At 55.5% G+C, this 20328-nt stretch carries 19 protein-coding genes and 1 tRNA gene; 10 read left to right on the top strand and 10 right to left on the bottom strand.

Annotated elements, in window-relative coordinates; all coding sequences use genetic code 11:
• The first annotated feature begins 137 nt into the window (after positions 1-137).
• From dapB to CRO08_RS07070, 4 genes are all read left to right on the top strand, one after another.
• Positions 138-968 carry a dihydrodipicolinate reductase gene (gene dapB, locus CRO08_RS07085; RefSeq protein WP_097035597.1) on the top strand — a complete coding sequence of 277 codons (831 nt, stop codon included), beginning with the start codon at positions 138-140 and terminating at the stop codon, positions 966-968.
• Positions 969-1985, top strand: a complete 1017-nt coding sequence (locus CRO08_RS07080) for an ABC transporter permease subunit (protein ID WP_097035596.1) — start codon at positions 969-971, stop codon at positions 1983-1985.
• A gap of 91 nt (positions 1986-2076) precedes the next feature.
• Positions 2077-3099 carry an aminoglycoside phosphotransferase family protein gene (locus CRO08_RS07075; RefSeq protein WP_097035595.1) on the top strand — a complete coding sequence of 341 codons (1023 nt, stop codon included), beginning with the start codon at positions 2077-2079 and terminating at the stop codon, positions 3097-3099.
• On the top strand, positions 3100-3519 hold the full coding sequence (locus tag CRO08_RS07070) for a PTS sugar transporter subunit IIA (RefSeq protein WP_097035594.1): 420 nt from the start codon (positions 3100-3102) through the stop codon (positions 3517-3519).
• A gap of 9 nt (positions 3520-3528) precedes the next feature.
• Here CRO08_RS07070 and CRO08_RS07065 read toward each other — a convergent pair whose 3' ends face one another.
• The 4 genes from CRO08_RS07065 to CRO08_RS07050 are packed head-to-tail and all read right to left on the bottom strand — an operon-like array spanning position 3529 to position 7898.
• Positions 3529-4959, bottom strand: coding sequence for a hypothetical protein (locus CRO08_RS07065; RefSeq protein WP_097035593.1), 1431 nt, complete (start codon positions 4957-4959; stop codon positions 3529-3531).
• Positions 4952-5857: a glycosyltransferase family 2 protein gene (locus CRO08_RS07060; RefSeq protein WP_097035592.1), complete on the bottom strand. Its 906-nt coding sequence runs from the start codon at positions 5855-5857 to the stop codon at positions 4952-4954. Before CRO08_RS07060 ends, CRO08_RS07065 begins: the two co-directional genes overlap by 8 nt.
• Positions 5854-6951, bottom strand: coding sequence for a glycoside hydrolase family 99-like domain-containing protein (locus CRO08_RS07055; protein WP_097035591.1), 1098 nt, complete (start codon positions 6949-6951; stop codon positions 5854-5856). The genes CRO08_RS07060 and CRO08_RS07055 overlap by 4 nt, the downstream gene beginning before the upstream one ends.
• The gene (locus CRO08_RS07050) at positions 6948-7898 is read right to left on the bottom strand and encodes a glycosyltransferase (RefSeq protein ID WP_097035590.1); all 951 of its coding nucleotides are present in this window, start codon (positions 7896-7898) and stop codon (positions 6948-6950) included. Before CRO08_RS07050 ends, CRO08_RS07055 begins: the two co-directional genes overlap by 4 nt.
• 90 nt (positions 7899-7988) lie before the next feature.
• Here CRO08_RS07050 and CRO08_RS07045 point away from each other — a divergent pair, with 90 nt between their 5' ends.
• Positions 7989-9152 carry a glycosyltransferase gene (locus CRO08_RS07045; RefSeq protein ID WP_097035589.1) on the top strand — a complete coding sequence of 388 codons (1164 nt, stop codon included), beginning with the start codon at positions 7989-7991 and terminating at the stop codon, positions 9150-9152.
• Positions 9153-9171: 19 nt separating this feature from the next.
• On the opposite strand, the gene CRO08_RS07040 is transcribed toward CRO08_RS07045, so the two are convergent.
• Together CRO08_RS07040 and CRO08_RS07035 are read right to left on the bottom strand one after the other, a co-directional pair.
• A complete protein-coding gene (locus CRO08_RS07040) occupies positions 9172-9894 on the bottom strand; it encodes a hypothetical protein (RefSeq protein ID WP_097035588.1) in 723 nt (240 codons plus the stop codon).
• On the bottom strand, positions 9894-10907 hold the full coding sequence (locus tag CRO08_RS07035) for a hypothetical protein (RefSeq protein ID WP_097035587.1): 1014 nt from the start codon (positions 10905-10907) through the stop codon (positions 9894-9896). The genes CRO08_RS07040 and CRO08_RS07035 overlap by 1 nt, the downstream gene beginning before the upstream one ends.
• 80 nt (positions 10908-10987) lie before the next feature.
• Here CRO08_RS07035 and CRO08_RS07030 point away from each other — a divergent pair.
• Positions 10988-11060, top strand: a tRNA-Lys gene (locus CRO08_RS07030).
• Positions 11061-11130: 70 nt separating this feature from the next.
• Here CRO08_RS07030 and CRO08_RS07025 read toward each other — a convergent pair.
• The 4 genes from CRO08_RS07025 to CRO08_RS07010 form a co-directional block, all read right to left on the bottom strand.
• A complete protein-coding gene (locus tag CRO08_RS07025; protein ID WP_097035586.1) occupies positions 11131-12153 on the bottom strand; it encodes an agmatine deiminase family protein in 1023 nt (340 codons plus the stop codon).
• 12 nt (positions 12154-12165) lie between these two features.
• The gene (locus CRO08_RS07020) at positions 12166-13032 is read right to left on the bottom strand and encodes a carbon-nitrogen hydrolase (protein ID WP_097035750.1); all 867 of its coding nucleotides are present in this window, start codon (positions 13030-13032) and stop codon (positions 12166-12168) included.
• Positions 13033-13151: 119 nt separating this feature from the next.
• Positions 13152-14846 (bottom strand): proline--tRNA ligase, encoded by a 1695-nt coding sequence (locus CRO08_RS07015; protein WP_097035585.1) that lies wholly within the window; start codon positions 14844-14846, stop codon positions 13152-13154.
• A 239-nt stretch (positions 14847-15085) separates the two neighbouring features.
• Positions 15086-16081 (bottom strand): Rpn family recombination-promoting nuclease/putative transposase, encoded by a 996-nt coding sequence (locus CRO08_RS07010; protein ID WP_097035584.1) that lies wholly within the window; start codon positions 16079-16081, stop codon positions 15086-15088.
• A gap of 367 nt (positions 16082-16448) precedes the next feature.
• Between CRO08_RS07010 and lysS the strand changes: the two genes are divergently transcribed.
• The 4 genes from lysS to CRO08_RS06990 are packed head-to-tail and all read left to right on the top strand — an operon-like array spanning position 16449 to position 20327.
• Positions 16449-17957: a lysine--tRNA ligase gene (lysS, locus tag CRO08_RS07005; protein ID WP_097035583.1), complete on the top strand. Its 1509-nt coding sequence runs from the start codon at positions 16449-16451 to the stop codon at positions 17955-17957.
• A gap of 57 nt (positions 17958-18014) precedes the next feature.
• Complete coding sequence (locus tag CRO08_RS07000; RefSeq protein WP_255252270.1) at positions 18015-18374, top strand: four helix bundle protein; 360 nt, start codon at positions 18015-18017, stop codon at positions 18372-18374.
• Between the two features lie 35 nt (positions 18375-18409).
• Positions 18410-19654, top strand: coding sequence for an FtsX-like permease family protein (locus tag CRO08_RS06995; protein ID WP_097035582.1), 1245 nt, complete (start codon positions 18410-18412; stop codon positions 19652-19654).
• Positions 19647-20327, top strand: coding sequence for an ABC transporter ATP-binding protein (locus CRO08_RS06990; RefSeq protein WP_097035581.1), 681 nt, complete (start codon positions 19647-19649; stop codon positions 20325-20327). Before CRO08_RS06995 ends, CRO08_RS06990 begins: the two co-directional genes overlap by 8 nt.
• Position 20328: the final 1 nt, after the last annotated feature.

The following is a 20328-nucleotide window of genomic DNA, read 5'->3' as shown; positions in this document are numbered from 1 at the left end:
GCGTTTTCTGTATACACAAAGTTACAAAAAAAATGTAAAACTCTTGCAAATCATTTGTGAAAAAAGGTGTTTTGGAGCGCTGAAAAAAGTTTCTTTCTGCATTTTTTCTATTTTCCACCCCAAAAACAGGAGATTTTATGTCTATACAAGTGATGGTTAATGGTATTCCGGGCAATATGGGCCGTATTGTGGCTGAAACTTGCGTGGCCCGCGGCTTGGAACTTGTCCCGTATTCTTTGACGGGCGAGATTATCGTGGAAAACGAAGCCGTAGTGGCGGGGAAGACTATCCAGCTTTTGAAGCCGAGCAATCGCGAAGAACGCATTGGCGAAGTGCTCGCGAAGTACCCGAACGTCATCTGCATTGACTACACGCACCCGACGGCCGTGAACGATAATGCCGCCTTCTACGTGAAGCACAAGATTCCCTTCGTGATGGGCACCACCGGCGGCGACCGCGATGCTCTTGCACGCCTTGTGGCCGAAGCGAACCACCCGAGCGTCATCGCTCCGAACATGGCAAAGCAGATTGTCGCCTTCCAGAGCATGATTGAGTTCCTCGCGAACGAGTTCCCGTCTGCATTCGACGGCTACAAGCTTTCCGTGGTGGAAAGCCACCAGAAGACGAAGGCCGACACGAGCGGTACGGCCCGCGCGGTCGTGGGTACCTTCCAGAAGATGGGCTTCGCCTACACGCCGGACGATATCGAGAAGGTGCGTGACGAGAAGGAACAGATGGAACGCATGCATGTGCCCGAGGAATACCTCGGCGGTCACGCCTTCCATACCTACAGCCTCGACAGCGCCGACGGTACGGTGCATTTCGAGTTCCAGCACAACGTGTGCGGCCGTAAGATTTACGCCGAGGGCACTGTGGATGCCGTGAACTTCCTCGCCGAGCAGATTGCTGCCGGTACAGCCAAACCCTTCAACATGATGGACGTGCTGCGCTCCGGAAAGATGAGGTAAATGCGCTCGTATATCCTCCGACGCCTGCTGCTTATGGTCCCGACGCTCATCGGGATCTCGCTGGTGTGTTTTATACTCATCCAGCTTTTGCCGGGTGGCCCCGTGGAGGAGATGATTTCGCGTGCGCAGCAGGCCGCCGCCATGAAGGGCGGGGTTGATGCCTCCAAGGCCTTGTCGCCCGACCAGATTGCACAAATCCAGGCGTACTTCGGTTTTGACCAGCCCGCCTGGAAGCGCTACTTGACCTGGCTCTGGAACGTTCTGCATCTGGATCTTGGTTCAAGCTACACTTACGGCCTCCCGGTATGGGACGTCATCGTGAGCCGTTTCCCGATATCGCTATTCTTCGGGATAACCTCGTTCTTCTTGAGTTACCTTGTATGTATTCCCCTCGGCCTCTGGAAAGCGGTGCATCACGGGAGCAAGCTTGATTCACTCAGTTCGGGTATCATTTTCTCGGGCTACGTGATGCCGGGTTATGCACTTGGTATCCTCCTGATTATCTTCCTTGCGGGCGGTTCGTACCTCGATATATTCCCGCTGGGTGGCCTCACGAGCGATGACTTCGAGGACTTCAATTTCTTCGGGAAGGTCCTGGACCTGGGGCACCATCTTGTGCTCCCGATTTTCTGCTACATGATTAGCGAGTTCGCGTTCCTGACCTTCCTCATGAAGAATTCCGCGCTCGAAGAACTGGGCAAGGACTACATGCGCACGGCCCTTGCGAAGGGAATGAGCTTCAACCAAGCGCTCGTGCGCCACGCGCTCCGCAACGCGCTTATTCCCATAGCCACCCGCCTTTCCGAAATCTGCACGCTGATGTTCGCGGGCGCTCTCCTTATTGAGAAGGTCTTCGACATCGACGGTATGGGGCTCCTGTACTACAACTCCATGGTGAACCGCGACTACAACGTGGTCATGGGTATTATCTTCTTGAGCAGTCTCATGGCGATGGTGGGTCGCCTTTTCAGCGATATCCTCTACACGCTCGTGGACCCGAGAATCAAGTTCTCTTAGTAGTTGTTAGTCATTAGTAGTTAGTTTTAAATCTAACGACCAATGACTAATGACCAATGACCAGAATTTTTTATTTGCTATATTAAAAATCATGAGTAACGAATCCTTGCAAATTTCTCCTGTTATCAAAGACTATCTGCTTTCTCGCGGCTATTCCGAGAGTTTTACCGTTTCCTCGATTGCGGGTGCGGGCTCGGGCCGCCAGTATTTTCGCATTTCCGAAGGTTCCAAGTCGTGCGTGTTGCAGGTCTGTGCCGAAGTGAACGATGACTTTAGGCATTTTGTGGATTATTCCAAGACCTTCCGCGATTTTGGCCTGCCGGTGACGCGCATCTTCTGCGTGGACGAAAGCACGTGCCAGGTGCTGCAGGAGGACTTGGGCAAGCGTAACCTGCTGGACGAGGTTTCTCCGGTGAGCCCGGGCGTGCGTTCGGGCAACGAGCGCATTATCTACCCGACGGTCATCGACGCCCTTGTGAAGTGGCAGGAGGCGAGCCAGCCGATTTTCAGCAGCCATACCGAACTCTGGATTCGCCGGTTTGACTTTGCCGCGCTCAAGTGGGAGACGGACTACTTTACCGAGAACTACCTGAAGGCCCATTGCGGTATCAAGGAAATCCCGCAGAGCGTGATGAACTTCTACTCGCTGCTGGCGGTTTCTGTGGATGCTCAGCCCAAGGTGCTGATGCACCGTGACTTCCAGAGCCAGAACATCATGGTGCGCCCGAATTCCGAGATTGCCTTCGTGGACTTCCAGGGGGCACGTCGCGGGTCAGCGTTCTACGATATCGCGAGCCTCCTGTGGGACCCGTACGTTTGCCTCCCTGTGCCGATGGTGAAGGATTTCTTCGAGTACTGGCGCATGCAGAACAAGCGCGTGCAGGCCTACACGAAGGACGATGCATGGGAGAGCTTTATCCATGCGAGCCTCCAGCGCGTGATGCAGGCACTGGGCGCCTACTGCTTCCTGAGCAAGGTGAAAGGAATCAAGAAGTTCGAGCAGTATATTGAGCCGGGCATGAAGCAGTTGCTTGCGCTTTTCGAAGAATTTAAGCTTATTGCCAAGGCGACTGAACCCGACGCAATCGAATTCATCAAGAAAACCCTGGTGTAGATGATACCTGACTACACGAAATTGTACAATGCTCCGACGCCTTTTTCGAAGGCGCTCGGGCTTGCCTACGATGCACTCGTGCATTCGGCGAGTTTCGATGCGATGTCGGCATGGAACAGCCTTTCGGAACGCGTGAAGCAGGGAATCTATATGGGTGAAGGCCTGTTGTTGCCGCACACGCGCATTGTGGGGTTAGAGCGCCCGCTGATGGCTTTCTGCGTGTGCCCCGCGGGCTTTACCGGGATAGAAATCCGCGGTGGAGAGAAGGCGCAGTTCATGTGCGTGTTGCTTTCGCCTGCGGAATCGGCGATGGCGCATACCCAGGCGATTGCGGGTGTCGCGAAGCTCATCCTGGACCCGGAATGGAAAAAGAAAGCCCTCGCCGTGAGTAACGACGAGGCAGTCAGGTTGCTTTTTTAGAGATTCACACTACCACTGCAACGTGCCGGTAGCGTAGGCGCGGAAACCTTCGTAGTCCCCGAAGAAGCGCGTGTAGCCGGCGCGGAAATCCATCCAGTCCCAGGGAGAGACGCTTAGCCTTGCGCCGAATTCTTGATAACGCAGGGTAGAGGCGTCCGCGAGGAATTTCTTGTCCGTCGCGTCTTCGGGACCGTGGATGTCGGTTAGGTTCCCGCCGAAAGCGGTATCCTTCGCGACCATGCCCGCAAGGAACGTCGCCTTGATGAACTTGTATGTAGCGGAGAATTCGGTGTGCAGTTCCTGGCTGTTGGGGCCGAGTTCGCTCCCGAGGCTCTGCGCGTAGTTTGCATACGTGTAGCCGCCGCCCTTGTGGTGCGTGTACACCCATGGCTCGATGCGCGTGTATTCCGTGAAGAAATCCAGCTGGATGGGACCTGCGTAGATGCTGTCGCGGGCGATGCCTACGGTTGTTGCCCACTTGTTGCCCCACCAGCTGTCGTCGAACATGCTCGTGGGCGTCTTCATGTCGTCCCACAGGAGTTCGCCGTAGAATTCCCAGTGCCTTATCGTCTTTACGCTCAGGTTGAACGCGAGCGAGATGTTGTCCTGGTCGCCCTGAATGTGTTCCTGGAAATTGTAGAGGATGAACGGGAGCACGTACGCCCACTCGAATTCGCGCCCCGTGCTATCGGCGTCGTGGTTCGGGTTCGTGCCCGCGGGTTCGGTTGTCGTCCCGTACAGCGATGTCTCGGATAGCCCGAGGGTAATGCGCGCCGGTAGCCTGATGTCGAGGTTGTGGAAATGGAAGTACTTGCCCGCATTCTTTTTTTCGAAAAGTTTTGCGGCGTATTGCGTGTACGTGACCGGCCCGATTTCGAAGCGGTAACCGAAGTAGGGGAACGGGGCGGGCTCGCTTATGCGGGCCGAGGAATCTTGCCACGGACGGTAGTTGTTGCTTTCGCCGCGGAGAATCACGTGGTTGTAGCGTGCCGGCCCGTATTCGATGAAGTCAAAACCGGCGAGTAGCGTGAGCGGCTTGAGCCTGTAGTCGATGCTTGCCGCGAACTGGTCCCAGGTGCGCTTGTTTTCGCTTTGCTTGTTGTAGGGGTAACCTTCGCTCGGGTTGTAGAAATGGTCAGCGATTTCCCTGTTCGTGTAGTCGGTGAATATCCTTGCCCTCGCGCGGAAGTTGAGCGCCGGGGTAAAGTGCCCGTTGAGGAACAGCCGCACCGACATGGAGTTGTCGTAGTGCGTGGGGGCGTTGTCGAGGTTCGTGATGACTGCGGAATCGACGAGCTGCCCGCGGATGTTCACGAGGAAATCGCGTGCCGTGTCCTGGAAGGCGATGTGCGTCACCTTGGGGTCGCCCGGATTTGCCGCACTTGCGATGGATGCGGCCGTGAAAAGCAATATGCCGAGAAGGGTTTTGTACTTACGCATAAAATCCTCCGTTCTTCTGTATGAACTTGCGGAAACTTTCTTCGGATGCGAGAATTTGCAGAATCTTTATGGCACGAAGCGGCTGTAACCTGAAAACGCGAAGAGCGAGCGAGAGAAACAGCCCGACCTTGACCTGGAATTCGGGAAACATGTACTTGCGGGCAAAGAGGATGCGGTTCCTTATCATGAGGCAGTCGATGAAGAAGGGGACCTTGCCCTTGCCTTCTTCGCTGCCGGTAGAACTCCCGATATCGTGCCGTACGATGCTCCGGGTTGCCCATGCGATGTCGAACCCTGCGAGGCGCGCTTTGTAGCAGTAGTCGCTCTCTTCGAAATACAGGAAGTATTCTTCGGGAAGCTCTCCTGCCTTCCGCAGGCAGTCGGGCGATATCAGGAACGAGGAGCCTTCGACGTAGTGGAACCCGCGCTCCTCGGGCGATGTGGCCCGGCGTACCGTCGCGTAGTTCGAGTTGACGAACCCGACTCCGCCCGCGAAATTCCCCTGCATGTCCACGATCTGCGAGCCGGTTATGCCCGCGTGCGTGTCTACGGCGACATTGAGAAGTTCCTTGAGGGCGTCCGGTTCGGGAAGCGTGTCGTTGTTCAATAGCCAGAGGAACCCTTCGAACCCGCTCTGTTTTGCGGCGCGGATGCCCTGGTTGCAGGCGGCGGCGAACCCGATATTGTTCTCGTTCCAGAAACATTCGATTTCGAATGATTCCGAGCGGCCTTGCGGGAAGGCCTTCTTGAAAGTGCTGCGCGATTCCTCGGTCGACGCGTTGTCGACAAGGTACACGCGTTCGGGCTTTACGCTCATGCGTGCGAGCGCGCGTATACAGGCGATGGTCTTTTCCATGTTCCTGTAGTTTACGAGGACTGTCCGTACCGGAAGGCTCATTTGCTTATACCTTCCTTGAAGGCTTTCAGGAATGCGTCGCCGTACTTGCGCTCCGGTTCAAGATGCGCGCTTTCTGCCCACTCGTTCCAGGCGTTCACGAACAGGAACTGGTTGCGTTCGGGGCGTTTGCGCACGATACTTGCGGCTTCGCTTACCCAGCGGGCGAAATCTTCCGGGTTGTCGTTCTGGATGACGGTCGCGGCCTTGCGCCTCGGGGAGTTGTCCCAGTTCGGGAAAACCGTCGGGTAGTGGTTCTGCCCCAGCGTGCCGTAAAGGGCGAGCGCATTGCGGGCGACATCGTTGTACTTGAGGCGCAGTACGGAATTGACCTGCGGGAGCCCCGCCTTCCTGGCAAGAGTGTTCCAGCAGCGCTGCAGGAAACGCATTCCCTTCCCGAACAGGGAACGGCGCGGGTATTCCGTGTTGTTGGGCTGGAAATCCACGATGTCTTCGATGCCGTAAGAATGCAGCGTGTTGTCGTCGACGTCGCAGGCGAAGTTCCTGACGGCGAAAACGCGCACTCCAGGAAAACCTTCGGAGCGGGCCGCCTCGTCTAATATTTGCACGAATCTTGCGGGGTCGTCCATCTTGCCCACGCGGTAGATGATGAATACAGGCTTGCCTTCCGATTTCAGGTAGCGGCTATCCTTGAAAATCTGCACGAGGTATTCTGCGTGTTTGCGGTCGTCCTCTTCGCTGTAGGCCTGCTGGATAAGGACTTCGCTCTCCTTTCCGTCCCAGGCGCGGGACCAGGTTTCATTTGCCCAGCAGAGGCAGAACGGCATGTCGCAGCCCTTGTCGTCGAGCATCTTGTTTAGCGGGGTCTCTAGCAGTTGTTTGCCGCCGAACCAGTAGTGGTAATAGCAGAATGCGTCGATGCCGGAACTTTTTGCAAGTTCGGCCTGTTCATGGCGGGTTTCGTCGCAGCGCAGGTCGTAGTACCCGAGCGCTCCCGGAACTTGCGGTTGCCTGTGCCCGCGGAACATCGGCCTTGCGGCGCTCACGTTGTGCCATTCGGTAAAGCCCGCACCCCACCAGAGGTTGTTCTCCGGTATCGGGTGGAATTGCGGCAGGTAGAAAGCGATAGTCTTCATTTGTCTTTTCCGAATAGCAGGTGGACTGCGGGTGCGCCCAGCATTGAAAATAGAACCTTTTTGATCCTTCCGTCTTTTTGCGGGAACAGAAACTCTCTGTTGCGGGCAAGAAACGCTAGCGAGCAGGGGAGGAACGGGTATCTCGCGCGTTTTTCCCAGTAGCGGTGCAGTGCGCGGGCGAAGCGCTTTTCGTCGGGCGTGAGGCCGAGCGGATCGGCCTTCTCGCAAATGAGTGCGCTCCACGCGATTTGTCTTTTGCAGGTTTCGTCGAAAGTGTAGCGGTTGCCTAGCCCGACGGCGTTGGAGTCGTGAAGCCTGTATTGTATGACAGGCGTGTCGATGCAGGCGATGCCCCCGTTCTTTGCCGCAAGTAGCCCTATCCAGGCGTCATGAACGCCCACGGCCTCTGGAATGGGCAGAATCTTATCGAGAAGCGATGCGCGGAAAAGGGATAGGCACCCTGTCACGTTGTTCGTGCCCGCGATGCGCGTCTTGAACGGTTCGCTTGTCGCGATGTGGGCCACTTTCCGCCAGGAGGGGTAAATCAGCTTGCCTTCGCCGTTGATTACTTCGGCATCGCCCAGGATGAGCGATGGCTTGTTCGGGCTGTTCTCGATGGCGTTTTCGAGCAGGCGTAATTTCTGCGGAAGCCAGATATCGTCCTGGTCGGCAAGCGCGATAAGGTCGTCGGGGGAAAGTTCCTTTCGTGCGATTTCGAGTGCCGTGGAAAATGCTGCCCGGTGGCCCGTGTTGTGCGGTAGAACCTCCAGGCGGATGGGCTGTTTGGAGGCGTAATTGCGCAATATTTCGGGAGTGGAATCGCTTGAACCGTCGTCGATGGCAAAGACGATGTCGGCCCTGCGCTCTTGCGAGACGAGGGAATCGAGCATCTGTGGGAGATACCGTGCGCCGTTATATGTCGCGAGGACGATTGCGATTCTTGCCATATCGAGAATATAGCAATATGAGGCGCGAAAACATACTGGCGTTTGTTTTGCTTTGCAGGCAATGACAAAAAAAATCTATTTTTCGGGAATATGGCGCAGAAGCGCAAAATACTTTTTGTTTGTGACAAGAACGAACGCACGAGTTTTGGCCGTTTGACCATGAACTTGCTTGACGCCGTGCACGATTCGTTCGAAACGCATGTTCTCTGGCTTAAGACTCCGAAGTTTTTCGCAGGCGAGGCGGCAAGGATGTCTGCCTCGGAGCCGGTTGCGGATGCCCGTGGCTTCACGGCGCACGAAATTTGGACGAAGTCGCTCTATACGGGATTTTTCGCCTTCCGGGCGCCATTGAAAAAGGCTTTGCGAGAGATTGCTCCGGATATCGTGTTCTTTATTCGCCCCGAGCTTGGGTTCCTTGTGCCGGTCGCTAAGTCCGCATGCCCTTCGGCCCGTGAGGTAATGTTCGTGCACGATACGTTCGCCGAGACGCTTTACCCGCACAGCATAAAGTTCAAGCTTTTGAATATGTTCTTTGTACGCGGGACGCTCTGTGCGGACGGCTACGTTTACAATTCGAATTGGACGCGGGGCGAGGCGGCCAAGTATTTTGGCAAGAAGATGGCCGATGCGCCGGGGAAGGTGATTGGCTGCCCGATTGATTCAGCGTTGTTCAAGGCCCCGGATTCACCCGCGTCTGCGGAAGAACGTGCCGCGTTCCGCAGGAAGAACGGTATGCGCAATTTCCAGGGTATGTGCCTGAATGTGAGCCTGGACGAACCGCGCAAGAATATCGATACGTATTTCGAGATGGCGCGACTCCGGCCCGATGTAGCATTTGTGCGCGTGGGCAAGTTCTCGGAGCGACTCCGGAACATCGTGAACGAGAAGAAACTCTATAACGTGTTCCACTTCAACGAATTCAGCGCGCAGGAATTGCGGGAATTCTACCGCCATGCCGACCTGATGGTTTACCCGAGTTTTCTGGAGGGCTTCGGGCTTCCGCCTATCGAGGCGATAGCTTGCGGCACGCCTGCGGTGTGCGCAAGGGCGTCGGCGGTCGCTGAAAACCTGGACGGAGTGTGCCCGCTGATAGCGCCCGCCGACGATGCGGAAGCCTATGCCCGCGTGCTGGACCGCGTACTTGCGGGCGAGAATGTCGTTAATGAAGATGCCGCCCGCAAGCTTCTGGATTACTGCTCCATGAAGGGCTTTGCGGAGCGCGTGCTCGAGTTCCTGGAAACTCTGGGTTTATAGGATGCGCTTTGAATCGCGCCTAGTAAAGCTCCGCGATATCTTGCTTATTGAACTTGCTTAGAAGCGTAGCCTTGTCGCGCTTCTCGAAAAGTTCCTTGCGGTTTTTCCATATAAAGTAAAACTCCTTCGGGTTCCTTGCAAGGAAGCGGATGTTCTGCGGAATCCCGAATGACTTCACGAGCGCGTAGGCGAGGTCGTTTGTTGGCCAGGCGACATCTGCCGGTTCTTGCGTGTTTGCAACCAGGTACGGCACGGAGAACATTTTTCCGCCGGCATGGAGCATGCGGAACGCATAGTCCGCATGCTGGACGCTCGGGGCTAGCACGTCGTCGAGCATGCCGGTGCGTTGCACTATCCGGCGCGAGAATGCGGCAATATACGGGTGCGGGGCTGCGACAAATCGCATTTTGGCGTTCTCGCAAAGCATGGAGAGCCCTGCCTTCTTGTCGAGCGCGTAGCCCGAAAGGAACTTGCCCGATTGCACGTCGTGGATTCTCGGTGCAAACGCGTCGACCATCGGGTAGCCCGAGATGCATTCGGCAAGTTCGTTCAGGAACTGCCTGTCAATCGCGATGGACCTGTGCACGAAAACTAGCCATTCCGCCTCGCTATTTTCGACATTCGAGTTCAGGTCGTTGCCGTAGAACCAACCGAGCGCCTTGTCGGTGAAAGGCGGCGTGAATGGTTCCGGACTATTTGCGGAATCATTTCCACCCCATACGAGAACGTCGAATTGGCGCATTAAAGACCTACGCGGAGCCCGATGCGATGTTCAAACCCGAGCCCCTGTGCGAGGTACGAGAATGCGTAGTCTAGCGAGAACAGCTTGCTGTTGTAACCGAGGCCTGCGCTCAGCATGCGCGCGGTTTGTGCTTCGTCAGGGCGGCTATCGGCAGAAATGAGCTGCTTCATGTCGCGGGTGAGGTCGAGCCATGCACGCGTGAAGCCTGCGCGGATATAGAAACTCTGCCCGAGGGCGTATTCACCGGCCAGGTTCAGCTTGGGTTCGGCGTAGCGCGGAAAGTCGCTTTCGGCCATGAGCGTGAGTCTCGGGGCGATAACCGGTCTGTAGTAGCCCGCGATGCCGAAGGTTTGCGACATCGGGTAGAACGCCTCTTCTCCGTCGTCGACGTAGTCGCGTAGCAGGCATCCGAAGTCGCGCGCAATGACGGCGAGTCCGAATATCTTGCTGGATGACTGCCACGAAATGCCCCAGTCGAAGGCTGCACCCCATGCAGTGCGGTCGGTTGCATCGTCGGCGAGGTGCTCGCTTGCGAATTTAGCCGTTACACCCACATGGATATGCTTCATCGGGAACGAAACGGTTGCCGTTGCCATCTGGCTTAGGGGGTTGTAGTCCTTGCCTGTTTCGTTGCCGTATTCGTCATAGCCCGTGAGCGAGCCGTAGTCGAGCCAGTTGTACGAAATCTGGTAAAGGAGCCACTTGTAACTCGACGTGTACGATATGGAACCCTGGTTTTCGGCCATGTCGCCCGTTTGCCAGTGAATTTCGGCGATGCGCTTTGTCCCTTCCGGTAGTCGCAGTGCGGCCGGGTTCAGCTGCACGGTGGTCGGGTCTGTCGAGGGGAGTGCCGATGCCGCTTTTTCGAGGGCGGCGTTACGCGGACTGTCGAAGGTGCTCAGGAACGAGAACACTTCTTCGCCCTGGTCGTTCTGCGAAAAGTATGCGTTCGCGCCCGTCGGGAGTAGTAGGCTCCAGAAGGCGAGCAGTGCAACTTTTCTCTTTAAATCCATGCGCTAAATTTACAAAAAAAACAAAAATGAGACCTGTAACCTTTACAAAAATGCGATTTTTTCGTATATTTGGCTTGCTCGGGCTATTAGCTCAGTTGGTAGAGCAACGCCCTTTTAAGGCGTGGGTCGAAGGTTCGAGCCCTTCATAGCTCAGTGAAAATCCGGTTCCGAATTCTCGGGATCGGATTTTTCTTTTTGATTCATGGTGTCGTGCGCGGAGTTCTTAGCGGCTCTCGTGCTTGCTCATGCAGTGCAGGCTGCCGCCTTCCTCGATTACGGTACGGCTGTCGATTCCTATCACGATTCGGTCGGGGAAAGCCTTCTCGAAGAACTTTTGCGCGACAGCATCGTTCTTGCACTTGTATTTCGGGTAAATTAACCCGCCGTTCACGAAGATAAAGTTCATGTAGCTTGCCGGGAGAATCTGCCCGTCGCTGAGTTTGCGCTGTGGCGGGAGCGGGAGAGTCTCAACGACGGCGTTCTTGGCGTAGAAGGCCTTGAGCCAGGTTTCGATGAGGTATTTTGCCTCGGAAAGTACCTGCGCGTTCTTCGATTTCATGCCCTTGTCCCAGGCGATGACGACCTTGTCCTTCGCGATGAATCGGGCCACGTTGTCGATGTGGCCGTCGGTGTGGTCGCCGTTGAGGCCGTGGGGGAGAATCAGCAGGCTCTTGAGCCCAAGCATCTCGCATATCGCCTTGATGATTTTCGACATGTCCTCAGGCTTGTTGCGGTTCTTGCCCACGAGGCAGTCTAGTGTCGTGATGCCGAGCCCGTCTCCGTTCACCTCGATTGCGCCGCCTTCAAAAATAAACGGGACGCTTGCACCTTTGCCGTAGCCGGTGGCCTTCATGATTCTTGCCGGAATCTGGTTGTCGTTTTTCCACGGCGGGAACTTTGCGCCCCAGGCGTTGAACTGCGTTTCGGAAACGATTGTTCTCTTGCCCTGCTTCACGAAGAACGGCCCGTAGTCGCGAATCCAGATGTCGTCGGTCTTGATGTTCAAAAGCGTGACGGGAAAACCCGGGCTCTGGAGCATTTCCATTTCTGCGTCGGTAAGGAATTTCTTGCTTGGCACGAGAAGGTTCACCGGCTGGAAGTCGCTGATGGTGCGGATGAGGTCGATGTAGAACTTGCGGATTTTTACACCGCGTTCCCCGTACCAGTTCTGCTCGTTGTGCGGGAAGCTGAGCCATGTGGCCTTCTGGTCTTCCCATTCGGCGGGATATCGGACTGCTTTTGTCATAGTTTTATTCTTCTATTTTTCGCACCAGATCTTGAGGATGTCGCCATAGAGGTCGATGCGGCGGTCGCGGAAGTGCGGCCACCAGCGGCGGTTTTCCTCGGTTTCGGCGAGGTCGATTTCTACGGTAGAGACTCCGAGGAAATCGGGCGAGCATTTCTCGATGAAGTATCCGTCGGGAGCGGCAACGAAACTCGTGCCCCAGAACGTAAGGTGTCCTTCGGTGCCGATGCGGTTAGCCGCCACCACGAACGTGCGGTTCGCAATCGCATGCCCGCGCATGACGGTGGTCCAACTGTCTTGCTGGCGCGGGTAGATTTCCTTGGGTTCGGAATCCATCCAGCCGATGGCGGTGGGGTAGATGAGCACGTCTGCGCCCTTGAGGCTCATGATGCGGGCGGCTTCCGGGAACCACTGGTCCCAGCAGATGAGCACGCCGAGCGTACCTGCAGATGTCTTGATGGGCTCGAAACCCGTATCGCCCGGGATGAAGTAGTATTTCTCGTAGAAGGCGGGATCATCGGGAATGTGACTCTTGCGGTAGAGCCCGGCGATGCTGCCGTCGCGCTCGAACACGAAGGCGGAATTGTGGTAGATGCCCCGGGCGCGCTTCTCGAAGAAGGGGAACACCACGACTGCGTTCAGTTCCTTCGCGATGGCCTGCCACTGGCCCACAATCGGGTGGTCCTTTTCGATGGCGAGGTCAAAGAAGTCCGCGTTCTCCTCGAACGGGAAGTACGGCGTGTGGAAGAGTTCCGGCAACACGACCAGGTCGTAACCCTTGCCCTTGAGGGCGCGGGCCTGTTCCACGTACCAGGCGTTGTTGCTGTCGAAATCGCCTGTCCACTTGCCTTGCAAAGTTGCGACCTTAATCTTGCTCATATTGACTCCCGTTGTCATTCTGGAGGCCTCAAGGAGGCCGATAGAATCCATGGACCCTATCGGTCGCCGAAGGCTCCCTTCAGGGTGACATTTTCTACTTATCCTCTAGTCCCTAGATCCTAGTCCCTAAAATACTCCTTCGCCTTCGCAACAACCTCTTCGACCTTGACCATGGAGAAATCCTTTTCGTTACGGAATTTCCATTCGACTTCGCCGTTGGCGAGGCCCTTCTTGCCGATGGCGATACGCACCGGAGAGCCCCAGAGGTCAGCGTCCTTGAACTTCACGCCCGGGCGTTCGTCGCGGTCATCTACCAGCACGTCGATGCCGGCTGCTTCGAGTTCCTTCTCGAACTTCTCGGCGAGTTCCACGAGTTCGGCTTCCTTGCCAATCGGGACGATTTCCACCTGGAAGGGCGCGATGGACTTGGGCCAAATCGGTCCGAAGTCGTCGTGGCTGTTTTCCACGACGGAAGCCATCAAGCGGCCCACGCCGATGCCGTAGCAGCCCATGATGGCGGGAGCGGTTGTCTTTTCGGCGGTGAGGAACTTGGCGCCCATAGATTCAGAGAACTTGGTGCCCAGCTTGAAGATGTTGCCCATTTCGATACCGCGGGTCTCGGTGAGGAGCTCGCCGCAGCAGGGGCACTTGCAGACTTCGGAAGCTTCGGCAATGTCCGCCACTTCGAACTTCGGGAAGTCTCGCTTCGGGTTGCAATGCTTGAAGTGGAAGCCTTCTTCGTTGGCGCCAGTCACGAGGTCGAAGGAATCAGCGATGGCTTCGTCCACGATGATGCGCGTGTCATGAGCGTTGATCGGAGAAGCGAAGCCCGGAACCATGCCGCAGGCCTTGATGAGGCTGTCTTCGGCCGGGTAAAGTTCTTTGGCCTTCAGCAAGTTGTGAAGCTTGATTTCGGAAACGTCAAGGTTGCCCGGAACAACGACCGTGATGAGTTTGCCTTCGAAGTCGAAGAATACGCACTTGGCGGTCGATTCTGCCGGGACGTTCAGGAACTTGGTGAGTTCATCGATGCTTTCGCTGTTCGGCGTGGCGACCTTTTCGAGGGCTGCGTTTTCGTCGCCCTTGAACGGCACGCGCTGGAACTTCGCGATTTCGCGGTTCGCCTGGTAGCCGCACTTCTTGCAGAGAATCAAGTAGTCTTCGCCGTTCGGAGTGTCGAGCATGAATTCGTGAGCGACCTTACCGCCCATGATACCCGTATCGCTCTGCACCACCACCGGTTCAATGCCCACGCGACGGTAGATACGCAGGTAAGCGTCGTATTCTTCCTGGTAGTGACGGTCCAGGTCTTCCTGGCTGGTGTGGAAACTGTAGGCATCCTTCATCAGGAATTCGCGGACGCGGATTAGGCCGCCGCGGGCACGGGCTTCGTCGCGGTACTTGGTCTTGAACTGGTAGAGCATCACCGGCAGCTGCTTGTAGCTGTTGAGCACGTAGCGCACGAGGTCGGTCATGGCTTCTTCGTGGGTCATGGCGAGTACCATGTTGTGGTTGTTGCGGTCCTTGAAGCGGAGCAGTTCTTCGCCAATGGCCTGGTAACGGCCGGATTCGCTCCAGAGTTCGGCAGTCTGTACCACCGGCAGGTCCACTTCGATACCGCCAATCTTGTTCATTTCTTCGCGGATGATGTTCACGATCTTCTGGATCACACGGAAGCCCATGGGCATCATGGAATAGATACCGGTAGAGACGGGCTTGATGTAGCCGCCGCGCATCAAGAAGATGTGGCTCGGCATGGTGGCGTCGCTCGGCGTTTCGCGGAGCGTCACATAGAAGTACTTCGAGAGTTTCATTTTTAGTCCTTTTTGGCGGGCCTGCCGCCGTATAATTTCGGAGGGGAAAGATAGAAAAAATGGTGTGCTATCTCGCCATGCTTCGCTTGTTATGGGCCGTTTTTGACAATCTAAATCATTGGTTTATGAAAAAAGCATTTTGGAGAGCGATGTGGTTCTAGAATGACAATGCGTATTCAAAAAATCAAGAGACGGAGTTTGACTCCGTCCTTCTTGTATCTAATGCATTTTAAGCGAACTTATTTGGGTGATTCATTTTTCTTTGTCGAGAGCATGGCTTTGGCTTCGGCGATTTTTTCTGGAGGAATGCCCAGTTTTTCAAACACGCTGAGAGCGTCGGCGTGGCCTTCCGTTTTGCCTTCTGCCAAGCCTTCGGCCTTGCCCTCCGCACGGGCGCGGACCTTCAGCGAGGCCAGATAGTCCAGTTCTTCTTCAGTCATCACCATGTTCTTTGCCTGTTCCTTCAGGAGTTTTTCCGATGCTGTTCCCACAAGGAGGCGCTTGATCGCTTTTGCGATAACACTGTCGTCGAAATCGGGGAGGTCGTCGGACGAACCTGCGTTCTTGAGCAGGTAGAGCCAGCGGTCCTCCGCGGTCTTGATTTCTTCGCGCTTCTTGCTGAACTGCGTCAGGTCGTACAAAATATACTTAACCTTTTCAGAAAGCGTCAAGCCCTGCTCGTTGCGGATTGCCCAGGTGCCGCGGTATCCGGACTGCTTTTCCAGGTGAAAATCGCAAATCCAGATGGCGAAGGTGGGCGGGAATTCGTAACGGAGATCATAGCGCTGGGTGCGTTCCTCGTCGGTGAGTTCCCTCGCGGGTTCCTTGAAGAATTCCTGGTCCCATTCGTGCTTGCTCTGGAGCATGAATGCGCTGTGCTGCAAAAGGATGCGCTCGATGAAGCGGCTGTGCTTCGCCTTCTGCATTTCCACATTGATGCAGAATCCGGTCGAAGTCGTGGCGCGAATGTCGAGCCTAAAAGTCTTGACCTGCGGAAAGAGAATGTTCACTTCCGTATTCTTGATGGTGACGGCGGTGATACGGTTGTCATCTTCTAGCTGGAACACTCCGTTCAAGAAACTGATAAGCGCCTGCTCGTCGCTCAAAAAGGCCTTGAATGCGGCGTCGTAGAGCGGGTCGAGGTAGGTGCGCTTCTTGATTTCTTCGTAGGTCTGCTGGATCCAGATTTCGCGAGAAGTCTGTGCGTAGTCGGGAACAAATTCTTCCTGTTCCATAGGTATTCCTTTGCCGTATAGACGTTTACGGTACGCGAAAGGGACGCGTAAACATACGGCGGTTAAAGTGTTGTGTTTTTTTTGGAAATGCACCCGCATTTTTGCGGGTGGAACTCTACGTTGCTCGCCATGGGGCCGGCCTCCCCACAGGGTTCCTGTCCTCGAGTCGCAGGCTAGTTGTACCATGCGGAGGGAGAACGGCGTCAAGCAGATAGTTAAACTTCCTGTCCGGATCGAATACGCTGTCAGCAGGATTGATGCAATCTACGGGGTATAATATACATAATTTGATGGGCCGCGTGCAAGCTTTTTTCTATCTTTGCATTGTTCAAAATTTCAAGTGACTAGGTCACAGGATTAGATTAACATGGCAATGCAAGACATGAATGACCAGGTGCAGGCTCGTTTGGCGAAGCTTGCGAAGTTCAAGGAAATGGGCATCGAGGCCTATCCGCACAAGTTCAACCGCACGCACGATTCCAAGATGCTCAAGGAAAACAAGGAAGCCCTGATGGCATCGGGCGAGGAAGTCGCCTTCGCTGGCCGTGTGGTCCGCTTCAACCGCAAGGGAAAGATGTGCTTCATGCACCTGAAGGACCGCTATGGCCGCCTCCAGGTGGTTTGCGCCCGCGACGAGGTGGGCGAGGAGAACTACGAAGTCGTCAAGATGACCGACCTCGGTGACTTTATCGGCGTGAACGGCTTCATGTTCGAGACGCAGACGGGCGAGTACTCCGTGCATGTGAAGAAGGTGACGATGCTCAGTAAGGCCGTGCGCCCGCTCCCTGTCGCCAAAGAGAAGGTCGACGAGAATGGCAACAAGGTCGTGTTCAACGAATTTGCCGACGTGGATACCCGCTACCGCCAGCGTTACATCGACATGGCGCTGAACGACGACGTGAAGGACGTGTTCATCAAGCGCTTCAAGATTCTGCAGGCTATCCGTGAATACCTGATCGAAAAGGGCTTTATCGAGGTTGAAACCCCGACGCTCCAACCGATTTACGGCGGAGCAAACGCCCGCCCGTTCACCACGCACCACAACGCCTGCGATATGACGCTCTACTTGCGCGTGGCCCCGGAACTCTACCTGAAGCGCTGCATCGTGGGCGGTATGGAAAAGGTTTTCGAGTTCAGCAAGAACTTCCGCAACGAAGGCATGGACCGCACGCACAGCCCGGAATTCACCGGCCTCGAGTTCTACGAAGCCTACGCCGACTACAACGACATGATGGTGCACTTCGAGAACATCTACGAACGCGCCTGCATTGCGGCGAACGGCACCACCAAGATTGATTACCAGGGTAAGGAAATCGACTTTAAGGCCCCGTGGCCCCGCTACAGCATGATCGAGGCTATCGAGAAGTTCGGCGGCCTGAAGGTGAACGAGATGAGCGACGACGAAATCAAGAACAAGATGGAAGAACTCGGCGGTCACCTCGACGGCGAATTCAGCCGCGGCCGCGGTATCCTCGAACTGTTCGAGCTCACCGTGGAAGACAAGCTCATCCAGCCGACGTTCATCAAGGACATGCCGACCGAGAGCACCCCGCTCTGCAAGAAGCACCGTACCATCGAAGGGCTCATCGAACAGTTCGAGCCCTACGCTAACGGATGGGAGCTGGGCAACGCCTATACCGAACTTAACGACCCCATCCGTCAGCGTGAGCTCCTGGAAGACCAGGTGCGCCGCGGCCGCGGTGGTGAAGGTGAAACGCACCCTATGGACGAAAACTTCATGCACGCGATCGAATCCGGCCTGCCGCCTACGGGTGGCGTTGGCTTCGGCATCGACCGCATGGTCATGCTCCTCACGAACCAGCAGACCATCCGCGATGTGCAGCTGTTCCCGCTCATGAAACCGGAGACCTGCTAGTTAAGACGAAAGAACGGCTCTACGAGCCTATAGACGAAAGACGATAGACTTTTTAAGATGGCTATGTTTGCGTATAGAAAGCTAAAAGTTTACCAGAAGGCCCTCTTATGGGTTATGGATGTCTATAGGTTATGTAGTTCTTTTCCTAATGAAGAAAAATTCGCTCTTGTAAGTCAAGTCCGTCGTGCGGCAGTGTCTGTAACGTCGAATATAGCTGAAGGAATGAGCCGTTCTTCGAGTAAAGAGGTTCTTCATTTTTTGGAAATAAGTTTTGGTTCTTTGATGGAAGTGCAGAGCCAAATGGAAATTGCTCAACTGTTAAACTATATTACTAAGGAACAAATGGACGATTTAGATGAAAAGACTATAGAGATTGCCAAAATGCTGAGTGGATTGAAAGCCGCTAAAAAATCATAATCTTTCGTCTTTCGTCTTTCGTCTTTCGTCTAAGAATGAATAAACTTGAACTTTTAATAGCCTGGCGTTACCTGGGGGCTCAGCGCAAGAGCCTCTTTGTATCGCTTATCGGCATCTTCAGTATGCTCGGTGTGAGTATCGGCGTGTTTGCGCTGGTGGTTGCCCTTGCTGCGGTGAACGGCTTCGAGGAAGAGGTCACCGCCCAGATGATAGGGAAGGACGCCCACCTCGAAATCATGTCGTACAACGGCGAGCCTATCGCGAGTTATGACAGCCTTACCCGCGAGGCAAAGACCCGCGATTCGAACATCGTGGCTTCGTCGCCGTTCATCATCTACAAGGTGGGCATCAGCTCCAAGAAGGTGAACGACGGTATCGTGATTTACGGCATCGATGCCGAGAGCGCGAAGGGCGTGACCGACATCTACAAGTACATCAAGTGGGGCGAGTATTCCGTCGATAGTCTGGAAGACTTGACGGGCAAGGTCCGTCCGGGAATCATTCTCGGTTCGGGGCTTGCGAACCGCCTGCGCGTGGTCGTGGGCGACAAGCTCGTGCTGCAACTGTTCCAGAGCCCGGACGAGGCGCTCGGCTCGGGCCCCAAGATGATGATGTGCGTGGTGAGCGGCATCTTCGAGACGGGCACCTACGAGTACGACGGCAACCTGGCCTACATCGGGCTCAAGGAAATGCAGAAGTTGCTCGGCATGGGCGACGCCGTGATGGGTATCCAGTTCCGCATCAAGGATCACTGGAAGGCGGGCGAGGCGGCCTACGACATGAGCCAGTGGCTTACCTACCCGTACTACTCGATGGACTGGAAGGCGAAGAACATCACGCTCCTCAAGTGGATGAACTACGAGAAGTTCATCGTGGCGGCGGTCATCTGTCTCATCATCCTCGTGGCGGCGTTCAACATCATCAGTTCCCTCATCATGGTTGTCATCGACAAGACGAAGGAAATCGGCATCCTGCGCAGCATGGGCTTCAGCAAGGCGGGCATCATGCGCGTGTTTATGCTCATGGGTAGCTTTATTGGCGTGGGCGGCACGATTGCCGGCGGTACTGTCGGGCTTGTGCTCTGCAAGTTGCAGGAGGCCTACCATTTCATCACGCTCCCGGGCGATGTCTACGTGATTCCGTATTTCCCGATTTCTGTGCACCTGATTGATGTCGTTCTTATTTTCGTTATTGGCATTGCGCTTTGCGTGCTGGCGACGCTGTTGCCGGCCTGGAAGGCGAGCAGGCTTGACCCCGTAGGAGCGATTAGGCATGAGTAGTTTATTGCAGACAGTCGACCTCAGGCGCGTTTTCTTCGAGACGGGCGAACAGCTCGAGATTTTGAAGGGCGTGAACTTCTCGATGGAAGAGGGAGAACTCGTTGCCCTCACCGGGTCTTCGGGCTCGGGCAAGTCCACCTTCCTGAACCTCGTGGGAATGCTCGACACGCCGACCTCGGGCGAAATTCTTTTCAAGGGCAAGCCGCTCAGCAAGTTCAACAGCGACGAGCGCGACACGTACCACCGCTTCAAGGTGGGGTTCGTGTTCCAGTTCCATCACTTGCTCAGCGAGTTTACCGCCATCGAGAACGTGTGCGTTCCGGGCCGCATTGTGGGCCTGTCCGAGAAGGAATGCCGCGAACGTGGCGAGATGTTGTTGGAAACGGTGGGCCTCAAGGACCGCCTCAAGCACTTGCCGCGTGAACTCAGTGGCGGTGAACGCCAGCGTATTGCGATTGCGCGTGCACTCATGAATCACCCGGACCTGGTGCTAGCCGACGAACCGAGCGGCAACCTGGACGAGGCGAACTCCGCGAAGTTGAACGAGCTCTTTGGCGAGCTCAACGAGACGTTCAAGCAGGCCTTCTTGATTGTGACGCACGACGAGAAGTTGGCGAGTTTTGCAAAGCGCCGTGTGGTGATGCATAACGGATTGATTCAGGATATCGGATAGG

The sequence above is a fragment of the Fibrobacter sp. UWT3 genome (assembly GCF_900230125.1).
Taxonomy (GTDB): Bacteria; Fibrobacterota; Fibrobacteria; order Fibrobacterales; family Fibrobacteraceae; genus Fibrobacter.
This window is presented reverse-complemented; position numbering and strand designations above follow the sequence as displayed.